The following is a 23,875-nucleotide window of genomic DNA, read 5'->3' as shown; positions in this document are numbered from 1 at the left end:
GCCTCATCGTGGCGACCGCCCTCGGCCGTACCGCAACGCGGTTCTTCGGTTCGCTATTCTGGCGAACCTTCATGCTGATCGCCCTTTTGCTGGCGATCTCGCTGGGTATCTGGTTCCAGAGCTATCGGCTCTTCGAACGCGCGCCGCGCGCCCAGCAGATCGCCATGCAGGTGGTCAGCGTGGTCAAGCTCACCCGCGCAGCCCTGCTCTACTCGGACCCGGCCCGGCGCCGGTTCCTGCTGCTCGACCTCGTCCAGAACGAGGGCATCAAGGTCTATCCGCGCGAAAAGGACGACGACTTTGCCGCGCCCAAGGCCAACCCGTTCCTGACCCAGCTCGTCCAGCAGGAAATCCGCAGCCGCCTGGGCGAAGACACCGTGCTGGCCACCACGGTCAACGATATTCCGGGCGTGTGGGTCAGCTTCGAGATCGAAGGCGACGACTACTGGGTGGCGATCAGCCCCGAGCGTTTCGAACGCGTGCCCGGTATCCAGTGGCTCTGGTGGAGTATTGCCGCGCTGCTGCTGTCGATCATCGGTGCCGCCTTCATCACGGCGCGCGTGAACTACCCGCTCAAGCGGCTGGCCAATGCCGCGCGACTGATCGGCTCTGGGGGCGAAGCGCCGCCGCTGCGCGAACAGGGCGCCAGCGAAGTGGCCCAGGCCAACCGCAGTTTCAACCAGATGGTGCGCGACCTGCGCCAGCTCGACGACGACCGCGTGGTCATGCTGGCCGGTATCTCGCACGACCTGCGTACCCCGCTCACCCGTCTGCGGCTGGAAACCGAGATGTCGCCCGTGGACACCACCACGCGCGACGCCATGATTGCCGACATCGAACAGATGGATGCCATCATCGGCCAGTTCCTGAACTACGCCCGGCCGGGCCAGGAAGTGGTGGAGCCGGTGGACCTGTCCACGCTGGTGCAGGAATCCGTTGGCGTCTATGCCGCGCACGACGACGTGCGCGTGCACGTGCGGGCCAATGGCCCGGTCATGGCCGTGGCCAACCGCATGGAGATCCAGCGCATCCTGGACAACCTCGTCGAGAACGCGCGCCGCTATGCCAAGGACGAGGAATCGGGCATGGCCGAGGTGGAAATCTCCACGCGCGTGGAGGACAAGGAAGCCGTGCTGGTGGTGGCCGACAGCGGGCCCGGCGTGCCCAACGAGCAGCTGTCGCTGCTGACCCGGCCGTTCTACCGGCTCGACAGCGCGCGCAGCGAAGCCAAGGGCGCCGGCCTGGGCATGTCGATCGTCAACCGTATCCTGCAGCGCAACGGCGGCCGCCTGATCCTGGCCAACCGCCCCGCCCCGAAAACCGGGCTCGTGGTCAGCGCGCGATTCAGGCGCGCCTGACCCGCCGTTTCCCCCCGTCGCGCCCCACGTGCGTGCCCGCATGTCCCGCATGCGGCGCATTGACAGGTTTTCTTCAGCATTTGATATGGTTTTGAAAGGTTGCTGACAGGGGAATGACAGCGTCATTGCGCACACTTCAGGCCATCGACAGGCCGATGCATACAACGGCATCCGAAGTCATGGCGCCGCCTGCCGCAGCACCCCTTTTTCGCCATGGCTGACAACAATCGACAACATGCCGCACGACCCCACGTACGGCGACCGAGAGACAGCCATGTCAAGCTCCAGCTCCACCCCCCAGCACGGTTTCCGGACCGTGTTCCGCGTCGTCAGCGGAAACTTCCTCGAAATGTACGATTTCATGGTGTACGGCTTCTACGCCGCCGCCATCGCGCGTACGTTCTTCCCTGCCGGCGATGAGTTTGCATCGCTGATGCTGTCGCTGGCCACGTTCGGCGCCGGCTTCCTGATGCGACCGCTTGGCGCGATCGTGCTGGGCGCCTACATCGATCATCACGGCCGCCGCAAGGGCCTGATCATCACGCTGGCGCTGATGGCGCTGGGCACGCTGCTGATCGCGCTGGTGCCGGGCTATGCATCGATCGGCGTGGCCGCCCCGCTGCTGGTGTTGTTCGGGCGCCTGCTGCAGGGTTTCTCTGCCGGCGTGGAACTGGGCGGCGTGTCGGTGTACCTGTCCGAGATCGCCAAGCCCGGCCAGAAGGGCTTCTACGTGGCCTGGCAGTCGGCCAGCCAGCAGGTGGCCGTGATCTTCGCCGGCCTGCTCGGCGTGATCCTGCACGCCACGCTGGCGCCCGCGCAGATGGACAGCTGGGGCTGGCGCGTGCCGTTCCTGATCGGCTGCCTGATCGTGCCGTTCCTGTTCCTGATCCGCCGCTCGCTGGAAGAAACCGAGGAATTCCGCACGCGCAAGCATCGTCCGTCAATCAACGAGATCTACCGTTCGATGCTCGACAACTGGCGCATCATCATCGCCGGCTGCCTGATGGTGGTCATGACCACGGTGTCGTTCTACATGATCACCGCGTACACGCCGACGTTCGGCAAGACCGTGCTCAAGCTCGACGACGTGGACAACCTGATCGTCACGATGTGCGTGGGCCTGTCGAACTTCATCTGGCTGCCGCTGATGGGCGCCCTGTCCGACCGCATCGGCCGCAAGCCGCTGCTGGTGTTCTTCACGATCGCCACGCTGGTCACGGCCTACCCCGCGGTGTCGTGGCTGGTGGCGGCGCCGTCTTTCGAGCGCTTGCTGATGGTGGAACTGTGGCTGTCGTTCCTGTATGGCAGCTATAACGGCGCCATGGTCGTCACCTTGACCGAGGTCATGCCGCCCGCCGTGCGTACCGCCGGCTTCTCGCTGGCCTACAGCCTGGCCACGGCGCTGTTCGGCGGCTTCACGCCGGCGATCTCGACGTACCTGATTCACAGCACCGGCAACAAGGCAGCTCCCGGCCTGTGGCTGATGTTTGCCGCGGCTTGCGGCCTGGTGGCCACGCTGGTCATCTTCCGCGCCCGGCGCGAGCACGCGGCGCTGCACGCCGCCTGAGCCTCCGGCCTGCCTGCCGCACGCGTGCGGCTCGCGCCGCCTTCATGTGCCTGACACGTTCGCGTGGCAGTTATGTGATGGCGGCGCGCTTGCTTTCCGGACAGCCGTCACCATTTGGCGCTCATGGCATACTTGTGGCGCGTTTTGCGCAGCGCGAGACGCTGCCTATCGGCCCGTTTAAGAAAACCAATTGGCCTTGGTGCGCCCGAATGCGCATACTCGGAGCTTTCGTGCAAATACGATTGACATCCCGGCTGCCGCGGGAACCGAATCGTAGATTGCAAGCCTCAATCTGTTCAACCGTATCTAGGAGAAGTCAATGAAGACCGTTGGTGACAAGCTCGAAGCCTTCAGCATCGTTGGTGTCAAGCCGGGTTTCAACAACCACGAAGAGAATGGCCAGTCGGCTTTCGAAGACATCACCGAAAAGTCGTTCGAAGGCAAGTGGAAGGTCATTTACTTCTACCCGAAGGACTTCACGTTCGTGTGCCCGACCGAAATCGTGGCATTCGCCAAGCTGAACAACGACTTCGCCGATCGTGACGCGATCGTGCTGGGCGGCTCGACCGACAACGAATTCGTGAAGCTGGCATGGCGCCGCGAACACAAGGATCTGAACAAGCTGAACCAGTGGCAATTCGCCGATGTGACCGGCTCGCTGGTCGACCAGCTGGGCGTGCGTGACAAGGCCGCTGGCGTGGCCCTGCGCGCGACGTTCATCGTCGATCCGGACAATGTGATCCAGCACGTTTCGGTGAACAACCTCAACGTCGGCCGCAACCCGGAAGAAGTCCTGCGTATTCTGGACGGTCTGCAAACGGACGAACTGTGCCCGTGCAACCGTGCTGTCGGCGGCGCCACGCTGTAATTGGCCCTGCCCGCCAGGCACCTTGCGTGACCCGGCACATCGCATGGAAGGGCCTGGCGCCCTTTCATGTCGAAACCCGCTATGTGCGGGTTTTTTGAGCCCTTGTCGATAGGAGAAATAAATGGAATTCCTCAGCACGATTAAGAATGCAATCCCCGATTACGCCAAGGACATCCGCCTGAATGTGGATGGCACCATCGCGCGTTCGTCGCTGGAAGGCAACGATGCAGTCGGGGTGGCGCTGGCAGCGGCGTTCGCGGCCAAGAGCAAGCTGATTGTCGACGTGATTCGCAACGCCAACGTGCTGTCGCCCGAGGAAGTCAACGCCGCGCAGACCGCCGCCGCGCTGATGGGCATGAACAACATCTGGTATCCGTACGTCGAGATGGCCGAAGATCCGGACCTGGCCAGCCAGCCTGCCGGCCTGCGCATGAACGCCTACGCTACCCATGGTGGTGTGGACAAGCGCCGCTTCGAGATGTACGCACTGGCCGCCTCGATCATCGGCAAGTGCCACTTCTGCGTGAAGTCGCACTACCAGCTGCTGAAGACCGAACAGGGCATGAGCGCCCAGCAGTTGCGTGACGTCGGCCGCATCGCCGCCGTGATCGGCGCCGCCGCCAATGTGATCGTCGCGGAATAAGACGCCAGATCGCGACCGAAGCGCGCCAATCGGGCGTTCATCGCGGGCGGCGTCGCCCGTGAGGCAACGCCAGGCACCCACACGGGCGGGCACTGAAAGGTGTCCGCCCGTGTGCATTGATGCGCTTGCGCAATCGTCAATCGGGGTATTGTCCGACATCCCTTACAGCCAATCGAACCGGTGCATTTGTGCATGGCGCGGCCTACAATCGACGAAAGGTCACGAACTTCGCTGTTGCCATGAGCACCTTGCCTTCACCCAATTCGCCGCGCTTCCGCTTCCGGCTGGCCGCGGTCCATGACTGGGGCGATATCGCCGCGGTCACGCAGCAGGCCTACGGGCAATATGAGCTCGAAATCATGGAAGATTGCCGCGCGTCGTTCCAGCGCGGCATGAAGGCCGTGATGGCTGCCAAGGACAATCCCGACATGGAATGGTGGGTCGCCGAGACCGACCACGGCATCAGCGGTGCGGTGCTGTTCTGCCATCCGGGCGCCACGTTGACGGCGCTGGACGACTCCACGATCACGCTGACGCAGCCCGAAGCGCGGCTGCTGTCGGTCAGCCCGCAGGCGCGCGGGCTCGGGCTGGGCAAGCGGCTGATGCAGATCTGCATCCAGCGCGCCCGCGACATTGGCGCCCAGGCCCTGATCTGCCGCACCATGCCCGAGATGGATTCGGCCATCAAACTGTGCGAGCAGATGGGCTTCCAGAAGCGGACGGAGGCCGGATCGCGCCATGGGGCCATGGCGCGGCTAATCGATTACGTATATCCGATCACGGCCGAGGAACCGGCCGCACCATCGCCGCCAGCCCCCTGAGCCGGTCGCGCAATCAGTCCTGCACGTCGACCGTGCGGCGGTAGATCAGCACCGCCGCCTGCGCGACGATGCCCTCTTCCTTGCCTTCGAAGCCGAGCTTCTCGTTGGTCTTGGCCTTCACGTTGCAATGCGTGACGGGCAGGCCCAGGTCTGCGGCCAGGTTGGCCACCATGCCGGCGATATGCGGCGCCAGCTTGGGCTTCTGCGCGATGACCGTGGCATCGACATTGCCGATCTCGAACCCGGCGGCCCGCACGCGGCGCGCGGCCTCGCGCAACAGCACGCGGCTGTCGGCGCCCTTGAAGTCCGGATCGGTGTCCGGAAAATGGCGGCCGATGTCGCCCAGCGCAGCCGCGCCAAACAGCGCGTCGGTCACGGCGTGCAGCAGCGCATCGGCATCGGAGTGGCCCAGCAGGCCACGGTCGTGCGGAATATCGACGCCACCGAGAATCAGCTTGCGGCCCGGCACCAGGGCGTGCACGTCATAGCCCTGCCCTACGCGAAAATCGAACGGATTCAAAACGACTCCTTGCAAAAGTGGGTCACGACGCCGGCTGGCCCGTGCGCAGCAGCACGTCGGCCAGCGCAAAGTCCTCGGGGTAGGTCACCTTGAAATTGCGCAGCGAGCCGTTGACCAGCCGCGGATGCAGGCCCAGGCGCTCGATGGCGCTGGCTTCATCGGTGACCACGGCACCGGCGGCCATGGCGTCTTCCAGCGCATGGCGCAGTACGCCGATGCGGAACATCTGTGGTGTTTGCGCCTGCCACAGGCCCTCGCGCGGCACGGTGCCGCCGATGCGCGCGCTGGCATCGGCACGCTTCAGGGTGTCGGGCACCGGCACGGCCAGGATGCCGCCGATCGGCTCGCTGGCCGAATCGTCGGATTCCACCGCCCGCACCAGCGTATCGATCATCGCACTGGTCAGCCCGGGGCGCGCGGCGTCGTGGACCAGCACCCAGTCGGTATCGGTTGCACCCAGCGTGGCCAGATGATGCAGGCCGGCCAGCACCGACGCATGGCGCGAATCGCCGCCCACGAACGCGGTGTCGAAGCGCAGGCCCGCAAAGGCTTGGGCGCCGAACCGTGACTCCAGCGGCATGTCGTCGGGCGCCAGCACCAGCGCCGTGGCGCTGATGACTTCGCTGGCGGAAAACGCCGCCAGGGCGTACCAGAGCATCGGCCGGCCGGCCACGGTCTGGTATTGCTTCTGCACGGCGCCGCCGGCACGGCTGCCGGTACCGGCACAGGGAATCAGGGCGAATCGACGATCGGACACAGGTTTCTGAGGGCCTTGGAATATTTGGCACGGCCAGCGGGCCGGCCGGAGCGCATTCTATAATACGGCCCTCGCCCGCCGCCATGAATCCTGGCATGGCCCGGCTGGCATGACAGACAACCCCTGCCCGTGGCATGCCTTTCGCATGTGCCGGCGGGGTGTCGCCGTTTTTGCGCCCGATGCTGCCAATGCCTGACAACGCTACCGCATTTCCTTTCGCCACCCTGCCGCTGGTCAAGGCTGGCATGCGCCATACCCTGACCGGCCTGACCGGGTCCGCCGACGCCCTGGCGGTGGCCGCCTATGCACGCCAGCACCGCGCCAGCGTGCCGATGGTGGCCGTGGTCTGCGCCAATGCCATGGACGCGCAGCGGCTGGCCGAGGAAATCCCATGGTTCGCCCCCGAACTGCGCGTAAGGCTGCTGCCCGACTGGGAAACGCTGCCCTACGACAGCTTCTCGCCGCACCAGGACCTGGTGTCGGAGCGCCTGGCCACGCTGCACGACATCCAGGGCGGCCAGTGCGACGTGATGATCGTCCCCGCGTCGACCGCGCTCTACCGGCTGGCGCCGCCCTCGTTCCTGGCCGCCTACACATTCTTCTTCAAGCAGGGCGAAAAGCTCGACGAAGCCGCGCTCAAGGCGCAGTTCACGCTGGCCGGCTACGAGCACGTCAGTGCGGTCATGCGACCGGGCGAATACAGCGTGCGCGGCGGGCTGATCGACCTGTACCCGATGGGCTCGGCCCTGCCGTACCGGATCGACCTGTTCGGCGACGAGATCGAGACCATCCGCGCGTTCGATCCCGATTCGCAGCGCAGCCTGTATCCGGTCAAGGAAGTGCGCCTGCTGCCGGGCCGCGAGTTTCCGCTGGACGACGCCGCCCGCACCGCCTTCCGCGGCCGCTGGCGCGAGGTGTTCGAGGGCGACCCGACCAAATCCCCGATCTACAAGGACATCGGCAACGGCGTACCGTCCGCGGGCATCGAGTACTACCTGCCGCTGTTCTTCGAGCAAAGCGCCACGCTGTTCGACTACCTGCCCGCCGGCACGCAACTGGCCTTCGCGGGCCAGGTCGATGAAGCCATCCGCCGCTTCTGGGCCGACACCACGCAGCGTTACACCTTCATGCGCCACGACCGCGAGCGCCCGTTGCTGCCGCCCGCGGACCTGTTCCTGTCCGAAGAGCAGTTCTTCATCGGGGCCAAGCCGCTGGCCCGGCTGGTGCTGCAGCGCGAGGCCGTGGCAGCCGACGCGCCGGCGTTCTCGGCCAGCCTGCCCGATGTGTCGGTCAACCGCCGCGCCGAAGATCCGCTGGTCAACCTGGAAGCACTGCTGCTGAACAAGGCCACGCGCGTGCTGATGTGCGCCGACTCGGCCGGCCGCCGCGAAACGCTGATGCAGCTGTTTGCCGAAAGCGGCCTGCGTCCGATGGTGGTCGAGGACTTTGCGGCCTTCCTGGCCGGCGATTCGCATTTCTCGATCGTGGTGGCGCCCCTGCAGAGCGGCTTTGCCCTGCCCGCCGCGCCATTCGCGTTCGTTACCGAGAACGAACTCTATGCCGGCACCGCGCGCCGCACCGGGCGCCGCAAGCAGGAGCAGGCCAGCACCGTCGATTCGATGGTGCGCGACCTGGCGGAGCTCAAGATCGGCGACCCCGTGGTGCACAGCGAGCACGGCATCGGCCGCTATCAGGGACTGGTCACGCTGGACATGGGCCAGGGCGACGAGGAATTCCTGCATCTGGACTACGACAAGGCTAGCAAGCTGTACGTGCCCGTGCACCAGTTGCACGTGATCTCGCGCTATTCGGGCGCCGATCCGGACACCGCCCCGCTGCACTCGCTGGGCACCGGCCAGTGGGACAAGGCCAAGCGCCGCGCCGCGCAGCAGATCCGCGACACGGCCGCCGAACTGCTGAACCTGTACGCACGCCGTGCGCTGCGCCAGGGCTTTGCCTTCCCGCTGCAGCCCAAGGACTACGAGACCTTCGCGGAGAGCTTCGGCTTCGAGGAAACGCCCGACCAGGCCGCCGCCATTTCAGCCGTGATCGCCGACATGACATCGGGCAAGCCGATGGACCGCCTGGTCTGCGGCGACGTGGGCTTCGGCAAGACCGAGGTGGCGCTGCGGGCCGCGTTCGTGGCCGTGCTGGGCGGCAAGCAGGTGGCCATGCTGGCGCCCACCACGCTGCTGGCCGAGCAGCACTTCCAGACGCTGTCCGACCGCTTTGCCGAGTGGCCCGTGCGCATCGTGGAGCTGTCGCGCTTCAAGACCAAAAAGGAAGTGGACGCCGCGATCAAGCAGATCAACGACGGCACGGTAGACATCGTCATCGGCACCCACAAACTGCTGTCCGACGAGGTGAAGTTCCAGCGCCTGGGGCTGGTCATCATCGACGAGGAACACCGCTTTGGCGTGCGCCAGAAGGAGGCGCTGAAGACGCTGCGCGCCGAGGTGGACGTGCTGACGCTGACCGCCACGCCGATCCCGCGTACGCTGGGCATGGCGCTGGAAGGCCTGCGCGACTTCTCGGTCATCGCGACCGCGCCGCAGAAGCGGCTGGCCATCAAGACCTTCGTGCGCCGCGAGGAAGACGGCGTGATCCGCGAGGCCATCCTGCGCGAGCTCAAGCGCGGCGGCCAGGTCTACTTCCTGCACAACGAAGTCGAGACGATCGAGAACAAGCGCGCCAGGCTGGCCGAACTGGTCCCCGAGGCCCGCATCGCCGTGGCGCACGGACAGATGCACGAGCGCGAGCTGGAACGCGTGATGCGCGACTTTGTGGCCCGCCGCGACAATATCCTGCTCTGCACGACGATCATCGAAACCGGCATCGACGTGCCCACGGCCAACACGATCCTGATTCATCGCGCCGACCGCTTCGGCCTGGCCCAGCTGCACCAGCTGCGCGGCCGCGTGGGCCGCAGCCACCACCAGGCCTATGCCTACCTGCTGGTGCATGACGAGGACGGCCTGACCAAGCAGGCGCAGCGCCGGCTGGAAGCCATCCAGCAGATGGAGGAACTGGGCGCGGGCTTCTACCTGGCCATGCACGACCTCGAAATCCGCGGCGCCGGCGAGGTGCTTGGCGACAAGCAGTCGGGCGAGATCCACGAAATCGGCTTCCAGCTTTACACCGACATGCTCAACGCGGCCGTGAAGTCGCTCAAGGCCGGCAAGGAGCCTGACCTGATGGCCCCGCTGGCGGCCACCACCGAGATCAACCTCGGCACGCCTGCGCTGCTGCCGAACGACTACTGTGCCGACGTGCACGAGCGTCTGTCGCTCTACAAGCGGCTGGCCAACTGTGAAACCGGCGAGCGCGTGGACGACATCCAGGAGGAGTTGATCGACCGCTTCGGCCGGCTGCCCGCCCAGGCGCAGGCACTGATCGAAACGCACCGGCTGCGCATTGCCGCCGCGCCGCTGGGCGTGCGCAAGATCGACGCCGGCGAGGCTACGGTGAGCATGCAGTTCGTGCCGAATCCCCCAATCGACGCCATCCGCATCATCGACCTCGTGCAAAAGAACAAGCACATCAAGCTGGCCGGACAGGACAAGCTGCGCATCGAGGCCAAGATGCCCGACGTGGGCGCTCGGGCGCAGACCATCAAGCACACCCTGCGCCAACTGGCCTGACCGCGCCGACAGGTGTAGGATCACATCCTTGACGAATCAACTGTTTGACCATCCCATGCAAGCTGCCGCCGACACCCGCAACACCCACGCCGAAGCTCCGCCACGCGGCAGCGCGCTGGACTGGACCCAGCGCCTGGTGTCGTTCGACACCACGTCGCGCCATTCGAACCTGGGGCTGATCGAATCCGTGCGCGACCACTTCCTGGCAAAGGGGCTGCGTCCGCATCTGAGCTACAACCCGCAGGGCGACAAGGCCAACCTGTTCGTGACGATTCCGGCCGCGAACGGCGCCACCGACGGCGGCATCGTGCTGTCCGGCCACACCGACGTGGTCCCCGTGGACGGCCAGAGCTGGACCACCGACCCGTTCAAGCCGGTGATTCGCGACGGCAAGCTCTACGGCCGGGGCACTTGCGACATGAAGGGCTTCATCGGCACCAGCCTGGCGCTGCTGCCCACCATCCTCGACGCCAGGCTGCGCGAGCCGGTGCATTACGCGCTGTCGTTCGACGAGGAAATCGGCTGCATGGGAGCGCCGTACCTGCTGGCCGAACTGCGCGACCGCGGCGTGAAGCCGGCGGGCTGCATCGTCGGCGAGCCGACCAGCATGCGCGTGATCGTGGCGCACAAGGGCATCAACGCCTATCGCTGCTGCGTGAAGGGCCAGGCGGCCCATTCGTCGCTGACCCCCAAGGGCGTCAACGCCATTGAATATGCGGCGCGCCTGATCTGCTACATCCGCGACATTGCCGACGAATTCAAGGCCAACGGCCCGTACGACCGGGCCTTCGACGTCCCGTTCACCACGGCGTCCACCGGCACGATCCACGGCGGCATCGCGCTGAACACGATCCCGGCCGAATGCGAGTTCGTATTCGAGTTCCGCAACCTGCCGGGCGTGGACCCGGAAGCGATCCTGGCGCGCATCCAGCAGTACGTGAACGACGTGCTGGTGCCGAAGATGCGCGCCGAGCACGTGGACGCCGGCATGGCCATCAGCAAGATCGCCGCGGCCCCGTCGCTGGACGCCGCCGAATCCGATGCGATCACGCAGCTCGTGCGCGCACTGACCGCCGACCGCGATACGAACAAGGTGGCCTACGGCACCGAGGCCGGCCTGTTCCAGCGTGCCGGCATTCCGGCCGTCGTGTGCGGCCCCGGCGATATCCAGCAGGCCCACAAGCCCGACGAATTCGTGGCGCTGGACCAGCTGGCTGCCTGCGAGGCGTTCCTGCACAAGGTGGTGGACAGCCTGCGCGTGGCCTGATCGGGACAGCCCAAGGCGCGATCAGGGAGCGGGGCGCAGTACAATACGGCCCTTCTTCCTGTCGCCCTCCCGCATCGCCCGGATTTCCTGCCGTCATGCCCCTGATTCTCCAAAGCCTGTCCCCGCTGTCCGCCGCCGACCTCGACGCCGTGCGCACGGTGGCCAATGCCTCCGATCTCGCGCTGCGCGCCGACAACGTGGCCGCCGCCGACCACTGCAATCCGCTGACCCCGGCGCTGCGCGATGCCCTGGACGACGTGTGCGGCGAACGTGCCATCGACTGGGCCGTGGTGCCGGCGGGACGCAAGCTGTCGGATTTCCGGCTGGTGGCGATGGACATGGACTCCACGCTGATCACGATCGAGTGCATCGACGAGATCGCCGACTTCTGCGGACTCAAGGCCGAGGTATCGGCCATCACCGAGGCCGCCATGCGCGGCGAAATCACCGATTTCAACGAAAGCCTGCGCCGCCGCGTGGCCCTGCTGAAGGGCCTGGACGCGAGCGTGCTCGACCGCGTGTACGCCGAACGCCTGAAGCTGTCGCCGGGCGCCGAGCGCATGCTGCAGACGATCCAGGCGCTGGGCATGAAGACGCTGCTGGTGTCGGGCGGATTCGTGCACTTCACCGACCAGCTCAAGCCGCGCCTGAAGCTAGATTTCGCGCGCGCCAATACCCTGGAAATCGTCGACGGCAAGCTGACCGGCAATGTGGTGGGCGAAATCGTCAATGCCGACGTCAAGGCGCGCACGGTGCGGGAAGTCTGCGAGCAGATCGGCGCCGATCCGTCGCAGGCCATCGTCATGGGCGACGGGTCCAACGACCTCAAGATGATGGCCGTAGCGGGCCTGTCGGTGGCCTTCCGGGCCAAACCCGTGGTGCGGGCGCAAGCCAGCGTCGCGTTCAATCATGTCGGCCTGGACGGCTTGCTGAACCTGTTCCCGCACTAAGCGATTCCCCACCAGGCACCCGTTCGTGGTGCCTGATGCTGCTCTTGGAACCCCGGGGGCGTCTTGCGCACATTTCCGTGCGGCTGTCACATTACGTTTTCGTTATTCGCTTTTCGGCCACAGCTGTACCGAGGGGTCCGCAAACGCCGTGATTGCCTTGTGAAATCAAATGCGAATCATTATTATTATTCCTTTCCCGTAACACCGTCCCCTCGGTCGCCCGACGCATGCAAGCGTTAGCCGTTTTCCTATCCCTGGCCGCCGCCGCGTGCCTCTATCTTTCCGCGCCGAATCAGGTGCTGTGCGTGGACGCCGACAACAATGGCCGCGCGCCGCTCCCGCCCCGGCTGCTGCGCTGGCTGGGCGTCTTGCTTGCCATCGCCGGCACCTGGGTCATGAGCATCCCCGAAGGCTGGCCCGTAGCGATCGCCGCGACGCTGGTCACGCTGACCTGCGCCCTGTCCGCATGGCCCTTCATCGGCACCTGGATTCACCACAAACGCTACGACGACATGCCCGGCGAAGGGAGTGCGCCATGATTGGAACCAAGTGGCTCGCCGGCACCCTGCTGGGCCTGCCGTTGGCCGTCGCGCTGTGCACACTCGGCGTGCTGTGGCTGCCGGGCGGCTGGGAAAGCGGCATCGTGCTGGCCATCACGCTGAGCTTCGTGCTGTGGGTGACCATCATCAGCCTGAGCCTGTTGTTCCAGACCAGCCGCGCCGCGTGGCTGTGGCTGCTTGGCGGCAACCTGGTGTGCTACGGCATCCTGTGGGCGGTCCGCCTGATGCACGCGATGCCGCCGGCATCGACACTGTCTGCCCTGTCTGGGCACTGATCCGGGCCACCGAGGCATTCGCATGAAACCCAATACCCTGCGCGTTTTCAATACGCTCCACACCTGGGTCGGCCTGATGGCCGGCTGGGCGCTGTTCATCGCCTTCTTCGCGGGCGCAATCACCGTCTTCCACCACGAATTGCACGTCTGGCAGAATCCGGCGCGCCTGGAGGGCCATCACGGCACCGAAGTCCAGGTGGACGGGCCTGCCATCGACGCCTTCGTGCAGAAGCTGGTGGCCGTGCATCCGGACGCGGCCAACAGCGTCTACATCGGCCTGCCCAGCAAGGAAGAACCGGACTTCAATGCGTACTGGCAGGACAAGGCCGGTGAATGGCACACGATGAACGGCGAGCGCCTGAACGGCGACAAGACGGCACAGGACAACACGTCGCTCGACCACGTGACGGGCGAGCTGTCGGCGTTCTTGAACGCGCTGCACTATTCGCTCGGGCTGGGCATCAATGGCATGTACTTCATGGGGATCGTCTCCGTGCTGTACGGTCTGGCACTCGTATCGGGCGTGATCCTGCACCTGCCCCGCCTGAAGAAAGACCTGTTCGCGGTGCGGCCCGGGCGCAACCTGAAGCGTTTCTGGATGGACACGCACAATGTGCTGGGCCTGTTCAGCCTGCCCTTCCACCTGATCTTTGCCATCACCGGCGCGTTTTTCTGCCTGTCGCTGGTCATGGTCATGGTCTTCAACACGCTGACGTTCGACGGCAAGCTGTTCGAAGCGGTGCCGCGCGTCACGGGTGCGGCCCCCGAAGTCACGGCGTCGGGCCGCGCATCCCCGACGATGAGTTCGGCCCAGCTGCTGGCCATTGCCCGCGAACACGGCGGCGAGCGATTCACGCCCAATGCCATCCGATTCCAGCGTTATGGCGATGCCAACGCCGTGGCCGAAGTACGAGGCGATAGCACGCGCGCGCTCGGCAACGGGGGCGCGGTAGGCATCCACGCGGCGGCCAATGAGCCAAATGCGGGCCAGTTGATCGCCAACCAGACGGCTGGCGCCCGCGACACGAACCACATGATCTATAGCGCCATGTTTGCGCTCCACTACGGCACGTATGGCGACCTGGCCGTGCGGCTGGTTTACCTCGTCGCCGGGCTGGCCGGCGCGTTTCTGTTCTATTCCGGCAACCTGCTGTGGATCGAGACACGCCGCAAGTCCCGGCAGACCGAACAGCCTCGCGTCCACAAGCTGCTCGCCCAGGCCACCGTTGGCGTCTGCATCGGCACCTGCATCGGGGTGGCGCTGTGCTTCCCGGCTGCCCTGCTGTGGCCGGACCGCGCCGTGAGCTATTTATTTTGGCCCGTGTTCGCGCTGGCTGCGGCGTGGGCGCTGGCCCGGCCGCCCATTCGCGCCGCCGTGGAACTGCTGTGCGTGGCCGCGCTGGCAACCCTGGCCGTGCCGCTGTCGAACTGGATCCTGACCGGGGACCACCTGTTTGCCGCCGCGCTCCATGGCCGCTGGGTCATCGCCGGCTTCGATATTGGCGCCATTGCCATGGCCGCCGGATACCTCGCACTGGCCCGTGTGACCTGGCGCCGCGCGCAGAGCGGCCCCGCCGAATCGGTGTGGGCAACACGCGGCACTGCGGCCCAGCCGGCGCCGCAAGCTACGATGCGCAAGGCCGACGCCTCCTGATTGACTGGCCAGCAAACAGAAAGCCCCGCATCGGCGGGGCATTTTTACTGCTACGGGGCGCTGGCGGCTAGCGCAGGCAGCTTTCCATCGCCTGCTTCAGATCGCCAATCAGGTCGCGCGTGTCTTCCAGGCCAATGTACAGGCGTACAAGCTCCCCGGCGTTCGTCCAGCCTTCCGGCGGCCAGGTGCCCGCCGGCCGCATCGTGTCGATGTGGTACGGCACCGCCAGACTATGCGCGCCGCCCCAGGACCATCCGATCGCATAGAGCTTCAGGGCCTCGACGAACGCATCCACCTGCTCGCGCGAAAAGCGGTCATGCAGGATGATCGAAAACAGTCCGCTGGCCCCGGAAAAATCGCGCAACCATTCCGCGTGGCCCGGGCAATCGGGCAAGGCTGGATGCAACACGCGGGTCACCTCCGGACGCTGCTTGAGCCATTCGGCAACTTCACGTGCCGCACGGTCGTGCGCCGCCAGGCGTACCGGCATGCTGGCAAGCCCGCGCAAGACCAGGAAGCAATCGTCCGCCGACACGCCCCAGCCCATGATCATGCGGGTACGCTTGAGGCGGTCATGCACCTTGTCGTCCTGCGTGATGACGGCACCCATCAGGACATCACTGCCCCCGGACTGGTATTTCGTCAGCGCCTGCACCGAGATATCGATGCCCTTCTCGAAAGGCTTGAAATAGACGCCGGCCGACCACGTATTGTCGATGGCGGTCAGCACGCCGCGCGCCCGCGCCACCGAGGCGATGGCGTCGGTGTCGGGCACCTCCATCGTCACGGAGCCGGGTGCTTCCATCCAGATCAGCCGCGTATTCGGCTGGATCAGCGAAGCGATTCCGGCGCCAATCGACGGATGGTAGTAGCGCACCGTCACGCCGAATTCACGCGCCAGCCATTCGCCGTGGTCGCGGTTCGGGCCATAGACGTTGTCGGGCACCAGCACATCGTCGCCGGTCCGCAGCAAGGCAAAGTACACCAGCGAGATGGCGCCCATGCCCGATGGCAGCAGCAATGTGTGCCGGCCACCTTCAATCTGCGCCAGTTGCTGGCACAGTGCCTCGCTGGTGGGCGTGGCATGCAGGCCGTAGCGCCAGTACGTCTTGCTGCGATCACCATAGGCGCGCAGTTCGGCAAGATTGCGGAAGACGATCGTCGAGCCGCGGTACGTTGGCGTGGAAAAGGAATCGAAACCTGGCGCGATATCCAGTTCAGGCTGGACCGCGGTGGTCTGGATATAGCGGGGGGCGTTGCGGGAAGAGTCAGATGCAGACACGGCGTATTCCCTGGAAAATTCGGATCAGGCGTCCGAGCTTACCAGCAAATGCCGCGCTCGCCACGTGATGTGGCGCCGACCCGTTAGCGGGACTTGCCCGTCGAGATCGTTGACTTGGGGGCCGGCGGCGCATAGGTGACGCCACTGCCCGGATTCGTGTCAAACGGCGGAATCACCAGATATCCGCCAAACGGGCGAATAAAAAAAGGCAAGACGATCGCCGGATTGTAGGCATCGGTCCATGTGCCACGCACCGCGCCATTCCGGTCGATCTGACCTTCCCAGTTGCCGGACACACGCGTGCCGTCGTCCGACTCCTCCATCAGGAATGCGCCGTTGTCCCATTCCCCGGACAGCAATCGCACGCCCTTCCCATCCCCAATCTGGTACTCGCCCTGCAGGCTGTCTCGTGTGTCGGTCTTCGGCGCGATCCGCATGCGCACTGGCTTGTCGCCCACCGTGCCGACGTAAGTCGGATAGTGCGCGTACTCCTGGCGGGGAGACAGCATGCGAACCGGTCCGGTCGACAACGACGCCCCGCGCGCGGCTTCCCCAGCGCGGATGGCGTCATTGATGCCGAAGCCGCCGCCCTGCCCGGTTCCTGTCGACAACTCGTCAGCGGCAGCCATGGCCGTTGCCGGCAGCGACAGCGTCGCGGCAACGATTATTGAATGCAGCAGACAGGACAGAACGGTACGGGACAAGACGGCTTCCTCGGCAATCGCGCGCAAAGTGACGTTAAATGCGCTCGAAGTTCGCGGCAATTCCCTGTCCGCCGCCGATGCACATGGTCACCAGCGCGTAGCGACCCTGCACGCGCTGCAATTCATGCACCGCCTTCACGGTGATCAGGGCGCCCGTGGCACCAATCGGATGGCCCAGCGAAATGCCCGAACCGTTCGGATTGACCTTGGCCGGATCCAGCCCCAACGCCTTGGTCACCGCGCAGGCCTGCGCCGCGAATGCTTCGTTGGCCTCGATCACGTCCAGATCCTTGACCGACAGGCCGGCACGCTCGAGCGCAATTTTGGTAGCCGGCACGGGACCGATCCCCATCGTCTTGGGATCGACGCCGGCATGGCCGTAGGAGACCAGACGTGCCAGCGGCTTCAGCCCGCGGCGCTCCGCTTCTGCCCGCTCCATCAGCACCACTGCGGCGGCGGCGTCATTGAGACCCGAGGCATTGCCAGCCGTCACCGTACCGTTTTCCTTGACGAAAACCGGCTTCAGCTTCGTCATGTCTTCCATGGTGGCTTCGTGGCGCACATGCTCGTCGGTATCGAAAACGACATCGCCCTTGCGCGACTTCAACGTGACCGGAACGATCTGGTCCTTGAAGTGGCCAGCCTTGATGGCGGCCGACGCCCGGCGGTGCGATTCCAGCGCGGCTTCGTCCTGCTGCTGGCGGGAAATGTCGTATTCCTTCGCGACATTCTCGGCCGTCACACCCATGTGAATCGTGTGGAACGGGTCGTGCAGCGCGCCCAGCATCATATCGACCAGCTTGGCGTCACCCATGCGCGCGCCCCAGCGGGCCATCGGCGCCAGATACGGGGCGCGGCTCATGCTTTCGGCACCGCCGCCAATGGCCACATCGGCGTCGCCCAGCAGGATCGTCTGCGCGGCGCTGACAATCGCCTGCAGGCCCGAACCGCACAGGCGGTTCACGGTCAGCGCGGGCGCATTGATGGAAACACCACCGTTCACGGCCGCCACGCGGCCCAGGTACATGTCTTTCGGTTCAGTCTGGATCACATTGCCGAATACGACGTGACCCACGTCGTCGCCTGACACATTGGCGCGGGCCAGCGCCTCGCGCACCACCAGCGCACCCAGTTCAGTCGGGGCCAGGTCCTTCAGGCTGCCACCAAAGGTACCGATTGCGGTGCGCACACCGCTGACAACCACCACTTCACGCGTCATGTCTTGTCTCCATGCGTTATGTTGCGGTGCACAGTATAGTCGCCGCCACGCAAAAGCGAACGACCGTACTTTTACCTAATTGTCTGGACAGGCACACTTTGGTCTGCCGGGTCCGGCCCCAAAAGCCGATACCGGGTTCAGGCGATCTCACCCCAGAGATCATGACCATCGGCACCGGTGATCTTGACGTTCACAAAGTCCCCGGTCTTGAAACGCTGCGACGGCTTGGCGGCCGGGTCGATATAGACCAGACCGTCGATTTCCGGCGCATCGGCGGACGACCGACCAATGCCGCCGTCCTGGTTCACTTCGTCGACGAGTACCCGCAGCGTCTGCCCCACCTTGCGCTGGAGCCTGCGTGCCGACACGGCCTCGGCAACTTCCATGAACCGCGCACGGCGCTCTTCACGCACCTCGTCGGGCAGCGCGCCCGGCAGGTCGTTGGCGGTTGCACCCTCGACCGGCGAATAGGCGAAGCATCCCACGCGGTCCAGCTCGGCTTCGGCAATGAAGTCGAGCAGCGTCTGGAATTCGGCCTCCGTTTCCCCCGGAAAACCGGCGATAAACGTGCTGCGGATCGTCAACTCGGGGCAGATTTCGCGCCATGCACGGATGCGGTCCAGGGTCTTTTCGGCGTTGGCCGGACGCTTCATGCGCTTGAGCACATCCGGATGCGCGTGCTGGAGCGGCACATCGAGGTACGGCAGCACATTGCCCTGGTTCATCAGCGGAATGATCTCGTCCACATGCGGATACGGATAGACATAGTGCAGCCGCACCCAGGCGCCATACTGGCTGGCCAGCTCGCCAAGGGCCGCCACCAGTTCGGTCATGCGCGTCTTCAACGGCCGGCCCGCCCAGAAGCCCGTGCGGTACTTGACGTCCACGCCGTAGGCGCTGGTGTCCTGGGAGATCACGAGCAGTTCCTTGACGCCGGCCTTGAACAGGTTTTCGGCTTCCAGCATCACTTCGGCCACCGGGCGCGAAACCAGGTCGCCCCGCATCGACGGGATGATGCAGAACGAGCACCGATGGTTGCAGCCTTCCGAAATCTTCAGATAGGCATAGTGCTTGGGGGTCAGCTTGATGCCCGCGGCCGGCACCAGATCTGTAAACGGATCGTGCGGCTTTGGCAGATGCGTATGCACGGCCTGCATCACTTCGCCCAGCGCATGCGGTCCCGTGACCGCCAGCACCTTCGGGTGCACCGACGACACGATATCGTGTCCCGTCGCGTCCTTCTTGGCGCCCAGGCAGCCGGTCACGATGACCTTGCCGTTCTCGGTCAGCGCTTCGCCAATGGCGTCCAGGCTTTCCTGCACGGCCTCGTCGATGAACCCGCAGGTGTTCACCACCACGAGATCGGCACCGTCGTAGGTGCCGCTAATGGCATAGCCTTCGGCGCGCAGCTGCGTAATGATCTGCTCGGAGTCGACCAGGGCCTTGGGGCAGCCAAGTGAAACAAAGCCGACTTTCGGCGCAGGGTTGGACAGATTGGTATCAGACGACATGGGGCACCGCGAATGTGGGGATCTGGGCGCGCCCTACCGTCCCCGGTGGTGCGCCGCGCTGGTCTAGTGGCACCCGGCGAGCCTGCCGGGCGCCGTCATTGCCATGAAAGGCCGAGATTTTACCCCGAGCGGGCGGGATTGGCGCACGGGGGAACCAAATGGGCGCAAACCACGCTACGACAGGCCTGCCATACCTCCGACGCGTTCGATGATCGGCTTCCAGCCCACTGCCAGGCCCAGCACGATGCCGCCGCCTGAGGCCACCCAGAAGACCTTGTTGAGACGGTCTTTCAGGGCGGAGATCTTTTCGTTACCGGCCTGGATGCGATCTCCAAGGTTGACTTCCAGCTTGTCCACCCGTGCATCAGATTTGTCGAACCTGTCGTCCGTCCTGTCGAACCGGGCATCCATCCTGTCGAACCGCTCGTCCATCTTGTCCATCCGGCCGTCCATCTTGTCCATCCGGCCGTCCATCTTGTCCATCCGGGCGTCCATCTGGTCGAACCGCGCGTCCATCTGGTCGAATCGGGCGTCGATGGCATCGAACTTGGCGTCTACGATTTCGAATTTCGCGTCGATGGCGTCAAACCTGGCGTCCATCCGGCTAAAGCGCGCTTCGGAACGGGCGTCAATTTCCTGCAGCACCCTGGCGATCAGCGACTCGCCCCTTTTCTCCGACGCCGCCAGCGCCTGGGTCATGCGGGCTTCCGATTCGCGAATGCGGTCCGTCAGGCGCGCCTCGACTTCAACGATCTGTCCGCCGAGACGGGTTTCGGAGGCGCCGACCAGGGCCTGCGTCGCATCGATTCGCTCCTCGATCCGCGGGTGGGCCGCCGACAACGCGCCAACCTCGTGCTGAATGTGGGCCATTTGGCCGTACAGACCGAGTGCAAACTCCAGGACATTCGTGAATTGCGGCGATTCGACAGGATCCGGCTCAAGGCCCCAGGTAGCGGCTTGGCTGGACATGGACGTGCCTCCAGTTCGGGCCCGATGGCGGCGCGCCCCGTGTGGGTTGGCGTGCGGCATGCCATCGTGCAGCGAAAGAAATTGGGATCAGCGGGTACCCGTTGCTCAGGGTTCGGCCGATTGCACCACAGAAGACCTGCCGTGGACATCGCCCTCCGGGGAGTGCAACACCAATGTGGCAATTCGCCAGACATTCGCAACATCTCGTCGCCGCCGCACAACGAAAAAGGCCCTGCACGTGCAGGGCCTGATCGGCGCGGGCGGAAGGCCGCTTACTTCTTGTCAGACTGGTTGAACGGGAACGTGCCGAACATGCTCTTGGCCTGGTTCTGCATCTGTTCCTGCATCTGTACAAACAGGTTCTTGCTCTGCTCGATATAGTTGCTCATCATCCCCTGCATCATCGGGCCTTGCAGGTTCATGAACTGCGACCACATGTCCGGGCTGAACGCCTCGCCCGAATACAGGCCCTTCGAGTTCTCGGCAAGCTTGTTCTGGATGTCGATGAAGGCCTGGATGTTCTTTTCCAGGTAGGTGCCCATCATGCCCTGCATGGCATGGCCGTAGAAACGAATGATCTGCGACAGCATGGCGCTCGAAAACATCGGCACGCCGCCCGTTTCTTCTTCCAGGATGATCTGCAGCAGGATACTGCGCGTGAGTTCCTCGCCCGTCTTTGCGTCGACGACCTTGAATTCCTCGGTATCCATGACCAGCTGCTTGACGTCCGCGAGCGTGATGTAGGTGCTGGTCTGCGTATCGTAGAGCCGGCGATTGGGATATTTCTTGATCAGTCGCTCTGCGCCTTTCTTGGTCGTGGCCATCGGTGCTCTATCCTTTTGTCGTCGCTGATGCCGGCGGTTGGCATCCGCTGCTGCGCCTGGTCGCAACGCTGCTGCACCGCATGCGGTGCAGTGCGCAATGGACGCGTCGTCCCGGGCGGGATCGACGCCGCAGGCGCGCAAGATACAACCGGACCAGACCCGTGAGAAACGCTCTTCTTTGGTGCCGGTTGCGCCATTGCCCTGATTCTATGCTCAAGAAAGCACTATGGAAAGTCGGCAGTGTTTAAGGAAAACCCGCAGCAAACCCCGGCCGTTTACCCAAAAGGCCTGAAAAAAAGGCCGCCCGCGCGCCGGATGGCATGCGGGCGGCCTGTTCCCGGGGCCGATCGGTTGGCCCGGAATATCCGCTTGTGCACTGCGCTGGATGCGCCGCATCAACCCGACGCTCCAACGCAGGCCGCCGGCGTCAGCCCATGTGCAGGCCGCCGTTCAGCGAGAAGTCGGCTCCGGTCGAAAAACCGGACTCTTCCGATGCCAGCCAGGCACAGATCGAAGCAATCTCAGCCGGCTCGCCCAGGCGCTTGACCGGGATCGTGCCGACGATCTTGTCCAGCACGTCCTGACGGATGGACTTGACCATATCGGTGGCGATATAGCCCGGCGACACCGTGTTCACAGTCACGCCCTTGGTGGCCATTTCCTGCGCCAGCGCCATCGTGAAGCCGTGCAGGCCTGCCTTCGCCGTCGAGTAGTTCGTCTGGCCGAACTGGCCTTTCTGGCCGTTCACCGACGAAATATTGATGATCCGGCCCCAGCCACGGTCGGCCATGCCGTCGATCACCTGCTTGGTCACGTTGAACAGCGACGTCAGGTTGGTGTCGATCACGGCGTCCCAGTCGGCCCGCGTCATCTTGCGGAAGACCACGTCGCGCGTGATGCCGGCGTTGTTGACCAGCACATCCACTTCGCCCACTTCTGCCTTGACCTTGTCGAAGGCCGTCTTGGTCGAATCCCAGTCGGCCACGTTGCCTTCGGACGCCACGAACTCGTAGCCGAGCGCGCGCTGTTGTTCGAGCCACTTCTCGCGGCGTGGCGAGTTCGGACCGCAGCCCGCCACCACCTTGAATCCGTCCTTGGCCAGACGCTGGCAAATCGCGGTTCCGATGCCACCCATGCCGCCGGTCACATATGCAATGCGCTGAGTCATATCCACTCCTAGTTGGCTCGCTCGATCGTTGTTATCGATGCTCAGGTCTGTATCGATGCCGGCAGGTAGACGTTCCTCGGCACGCGCCGCCGGCATGCCCTCCTGCAATCAGCGCTCGACTGCCAGCGCCACGCCCATGCCGCCGCCGATGCACAGCGAGGCCAGGCCCTTCTTCGCGTCACGACGCTTCATTTCGTGCAGCAGGGTCACCAGAATGCGGCAGCCCGATGCACCGATCGGATGGCCGATGGCGATGGCGCCACCGTTCACGTTGATCTTCGACTGGTCCCAGCCCATTTCCTTGTGCACGGCCAGGGCCTGGGCGGCGAAGGCTTCATTGATTTCCATGAGATCCAGGTCCTTGACGCCCCAGCCGGCGCGCGACAGGCAGCGTTTGCTGGCCGGGACCGGACCCATGCCCATCACGGCCGGATCCACGCCCGCGTTGGCGTAGGCCTTGATCGTGGCCAGCGGCGTCAGGCCCAGTTCCTTGGCCTTGGCCGCCGACATCACCACCACGGCGGCGGCGCCGTCGTTCAGGCCCGATGCATTGGCGGCGGTCACCGTGCCGGCCTTGTCGAAGGCGGGCTTCAGGCCGGCCATGCTGTCCAGCGTGGCGCCCTGGCGCACGAACTCGTCGGTCTTGAAGGCCACCGGATCGCCCTTGCGCTGCGGAATCAGCACCGGCACGATTTCCTCGTCGAACTTGCCGGCCTTCTGGGCGGCTTCGGCCTTGTTCTGCGATCCCACGGCGAACTCATCCTGGGCTTCGCGCGTGATGCCGTATTCCTTGGCCACGTTTTCGGCCGTGATGCCCATGTGGTACTGGTTGTAGACGTCCCACAGGCCGTCAACAATCATCGAGTCCACCAGCTTGGTGTCGCCCATGCGGAAGCCGTCGCGCGAGCCCGGCAGCACGTGCGGTGCGGCGCTCATGTTCTCCATGCCGCCAGCCACCACGATTTCGGCTTCGCCGGCAATGATGGCGTTGGCGGCCAGCATGACCGCCTTCAGGCCAGAGCCGCACACCTTGTTGATGGTCATGGCCGGCACCATGTCCGGCAGGCCGGCCTTGCGCGATGCCTGGCGCGCCGGGTTCTGGCCCGAAGCGGCCGTCAGCACCTGGCCCATGATCACTTCGCTCACCTGGTCCGGCTTCACGCCGGCGCGCTCGAGCGCGGCCTTGATCACGATGGCGCCCAGTTCAGGCGCCGGGATCTTCGCCAGGGAGCCACCGAACTTGCCTACTGCGGTACGGGCTGCGGAAACAATGACGATGTCGGTCATTTCAGGTCCTTTCGAGAAAGCGAATCGCGG

21 protein-coding genes are annotated in these 23,875 nt (G+C 64.9%); 11 read left to right on the top strand and 10 right to left on the bottom strand.

The window, feature by feature from the left end; genetic code table 11:
- Positions 1 to 8: 8 nt before the first annotated feature.
- The 5 genes from AC3G88_RS11675 to AC3G88_RS11655 all read left to right on the top strand — a co-directional run bounded on the left by AC3G88_RS11675 (position 9) and on the right by AC3G88_RS11655 (position 5,257).
- Positions 9 to 1,358: an ATP-binding protein gene (locus AC3G88_RS11675; protein ID WP_249640879.1), complete on the top strand. Its 1,350-nt coding sequence runs from the start codon at positions 9 to 11 to the stop codon at positions 1,356 to 1,358.
- Positions 1,359 to 1,632: 274 nt separating this feature from the next.
- A complete protein-coding gene (locus AC3G88_RS11670) occupies positions 1,633 to 2,925 on the top strand; it encodes an MFS transporter (RefSeq protein WP_488772896.1) in 1,293 nt (430 codons plus the stop codon).
- Between the two features lie 319 nt (positions 2,926 to 3,244).
- Positions 3,245 to 3,793 carry a peroxiredoxin gene (locus AC3G88_RS11665; RefSeq protein ID WP_153948133.1) on the top strand — a complete coding sequence of 183 codons (549 nt, stop codon included), beginning with the start codon at positions 3,245 to 3,247 and terminating at the stop codon, positions 3,791 to 3,793.
- A gap of 121 nt (positions 3,794 to 3,914) precedes the next feature.
- Positions 3,915 to 4,436, top strand: a complete 522-nt coding sequence (locus AC3G88_RS11660; RefSeq protein ID WP_400397382.1) for a carboxymuconolactone decarboxylase family protein — start codon at positions 3,915 to 3,917, stop codon at positions 4,434 to 4,436.
- 239 nt (positions 4,437 to 4,675) lie between these two features.
- Positions 4,676 to 5,257: a GNAT family N-acetyltransferase gene (locus AC3G88_RS11655; protein ID WP_400393110.1), complete on the top strand. Its 582-nt coding sequence runs from the start codon at positions 4,676 to 4,678 to the stop codon at positions 5,255 to 5,257.
- 13 nt (positions 5,258 to 5,270) lie between these two features.
- On the opposite strand, the gene ispF is transcribed toward AC3G88_RS11655, so the two are convergent.
- Together ispF and ispD are read right to left on the bottom strand one after the other, a co-directional pair.
- The gene (gene ispF / locus AC3G88_RS11650; protein ID WP_488772895.1) at positions 5,271 to 5,777 is read right to left on the bottom strand and encodes a 2-C-methyl-D-erythritol 2,4-cyclodiphosphate synthase; all 507 of its coding nucleotides are present in this window, start codon (positions 5,775 to 5,777) and stop codon (positions 5,271 to 5,273) included.
- Positions 5,778 to 5,799: 22 nt separating this feature from the next.
- Positions 5,800 to 6,534, bottom strand: coding sequence for a 2-C-methyl-D-erythritol 4-phosphate cytidylyltransferase (gene ispD / locus AC3G88_RS11645; protein ID WP_488772894.1), 735 nt, complete (start codon positions 6,532 to 6,534; stop codon positions 5,800 to 5,802).
- A 188-nt stretch (positions 6,535 to 6,722) separates the two neighbouring features.
- Here ispD and mfd point away from each other — a divergent pair, with 188 nt between their 5' ends.
- The 6 genes from mfd (at position 6,723) to AC3G88_RS11615 (ending at position 14,881) form a co-directional block, all read left to right on the top strand.
- The gene (mfd, locus tag AC3G88_RS11640; protein WP_488893404.1) at positions 6,723 to 10,175 is read left to right on the top strand and encodes a transcription-repair coupling factor; all 3,453 of its coding nucleotides are present in this window, start codon (positions 6,723 to 6,725) and stop codon (positions 10,173 to 10,175) included.
- A gap of 55 nt (positions 10,176 to 10,230) precedes the next feature.
- Positions 10,231 to 11,442, top strand: coding sequence for an acetylornithine deacetylase (gene argE / locus AC3G88_RS11635; protein ID WP_153948251.1), 1,212 nt, complete (start codon positions 10,231 to 10,233; stop codon positions 11,440 to 11,442).
- Between the two features lie 95 nt (positions 11,443 to 11,537).
- Positions 11,538 to 12,392, top strand: coding sequence for a phosphoserine phosphatase SerB (gene serB, locus AC3G88_RS11630; protein ID WP_488772892.1), 855 nt, complete (start codon positions 11,538 to 11,540; stop codon positions 12,390 to 12,392).
- Between the two features lie 227 nt (positions 12,393 to 12,619).
- Positions 12,620 to 12,931: a hypothetical protein gene (locus AC3G88_RS11625; protein WP_488772891.1), complete on the top strand. Its 312-nt coding sequence runs from the start codon at positions 12,620 to 12,622 to the stop codon at positions 12,929 to 12,931.
- A complete protein-coding gene (locus AC3G88_RS11620) occupies positions 12,928 to 13,227 on the top strand; it encodes a hypothetical protein (protein ID WP_153948126.1) in 300 nt (99 codons plus the stop codon). The genes AC3G88_RS11625 and AC3G88_RS11620 overlap by 4 nt, the downstream gene beginning before the upstream one ends.
- 22 nt (positions 13,228 to 13,249) lie before the next feature.
- Positions 13,250 to 14,881 (top strand): PepSY-associated TM helix domain-containing protein, encoded by a 1,632-nt coding sequence (locus AC3G88_RS11615; protein ID WP_488772890.1) that lies wholly within the window; start codon positions 13,250 to 13,252, stop codon positions 14,879 to 14,881.
- Between the two features lie 67 nt (positions 14,882 to 14,948).
- Here the strand turns inward: AC3G88_RS11615 and AC3G88_RS11610 are convergent, their stop codons facing one another.
- The 8 genes from AC3G88_RS11610 to AC3G88_RS11575 form a co-directional block, all read right to left on the bottom strand.
- On the bottom strand, positions 14,949 to 16,163 hold the full coding sequence (locus AC3G88_RS11610; RefSeq protein WP_400393108.1) for a cystathionine beta-lyase: 1,215 nt from the start codon (positions 16,161 to 16,163) through the stop codon (positions 14,949 to 14,951).
- Between the two features lie 83 nt (positions 16,164 to 16,246).
- Positions 16,247 to 16,792, bottom strand: coding sequence for a hypothetical protein (locus AC3G88_RS11605; RefSeq protein WP_488773155.1), 546 nt, complete (start codon positions 16,790 to 16,792; stop codon positions 16,247 to 16,249).
- A gap of 109 nt (positions 16,793 to 16,901) precedes the next feature.
- A complete protein-coding gene (gene bktB, locus AC3G88_RS11600) occupies positions 16,902 to 18,086 on the bottom strand; it encodes a beta-ketothiolase BktB (RefSeq protein WP_488772889.1) in 1,185 nt (394 codons plus the stop codon).
- A 137-nt stretch (positions 18,087 to 18,223) separates the two neighbouring features.
- Positions 18,224 to 19,597, bottom strand: coding sequence for a 30S ribosomal protein S12 methylthiotransferase RimO (gene rimO, locus AC3G88_RS11595; protein ID WP_488772888.1), 1,374 nt, complete (start codon positions 19,595 to 19,597; stop codon positions 18,224 to 18,226).
- Positions 19,598 to 19,771: 174 nt separating this feature from the next.
- A complete protein-coding gene (locus tag AC3G88_RS11590; RefSeq protein ID WP_488772887.1) occupies positions 19,772 to 20,566 on the bottom strand; it encodes a hypothetical protein in 795 nt (264 codons plus the stop codon).
- A gap of 272 nt (positions 20,567 to 20,838) precedes the next feature.
- On the bottom strand, positions 20,839 to 21,390 hold the full coding sequence (gene phaR / locus AC3G88_RS11585; RefSeq protein WP_153948120.1) for a polyhydroxyalkanoate synthesis repressor PhaR: 552 nt from the start codon (positions 21,388 to 21,390) through the stop codon (positions 20,839 to 20,841).
- A gap of 427 nt (positions 21,391 to 21,817) precedes the next feature.
- The gene (locus AC3G88_RS11580) at positions 21,818 to 22,558 is read right to left on the bottom strand and encodes a 3-ketoacyl-ACP reductase (protein WP_400394856.1); all 741 of its coding nucleotides are present in this window, start codon (positions 22,556 to 22,558) and stop codon (positions 21,818 to 21,820) included.
- Between the two features lie 108 nt (positions 22,559 to 22,666).
- Positions 22,667 to 23,845, bottom strand: coding sequence for an acetyl-CoA C-acetyltransferase (locus AC3G88_RS11575; RefSeq protein WP_153948118.1), 1,179 nt, complete (start codon positions 23,843 to 23,845; stop codon positions 22,667 to 22,669).
- Positions 23,846 to 23,875 lie beyond the last annotated feature (30 nt).

Source organism: Cupriavidus sp. 86D6 (assembly GCF_057815095.1).
The sequence above is the reverse complement of the archived record's forward strand: the minus strand, read 5'-3'. Positions and strand labels throughout refer to the sequence as shown.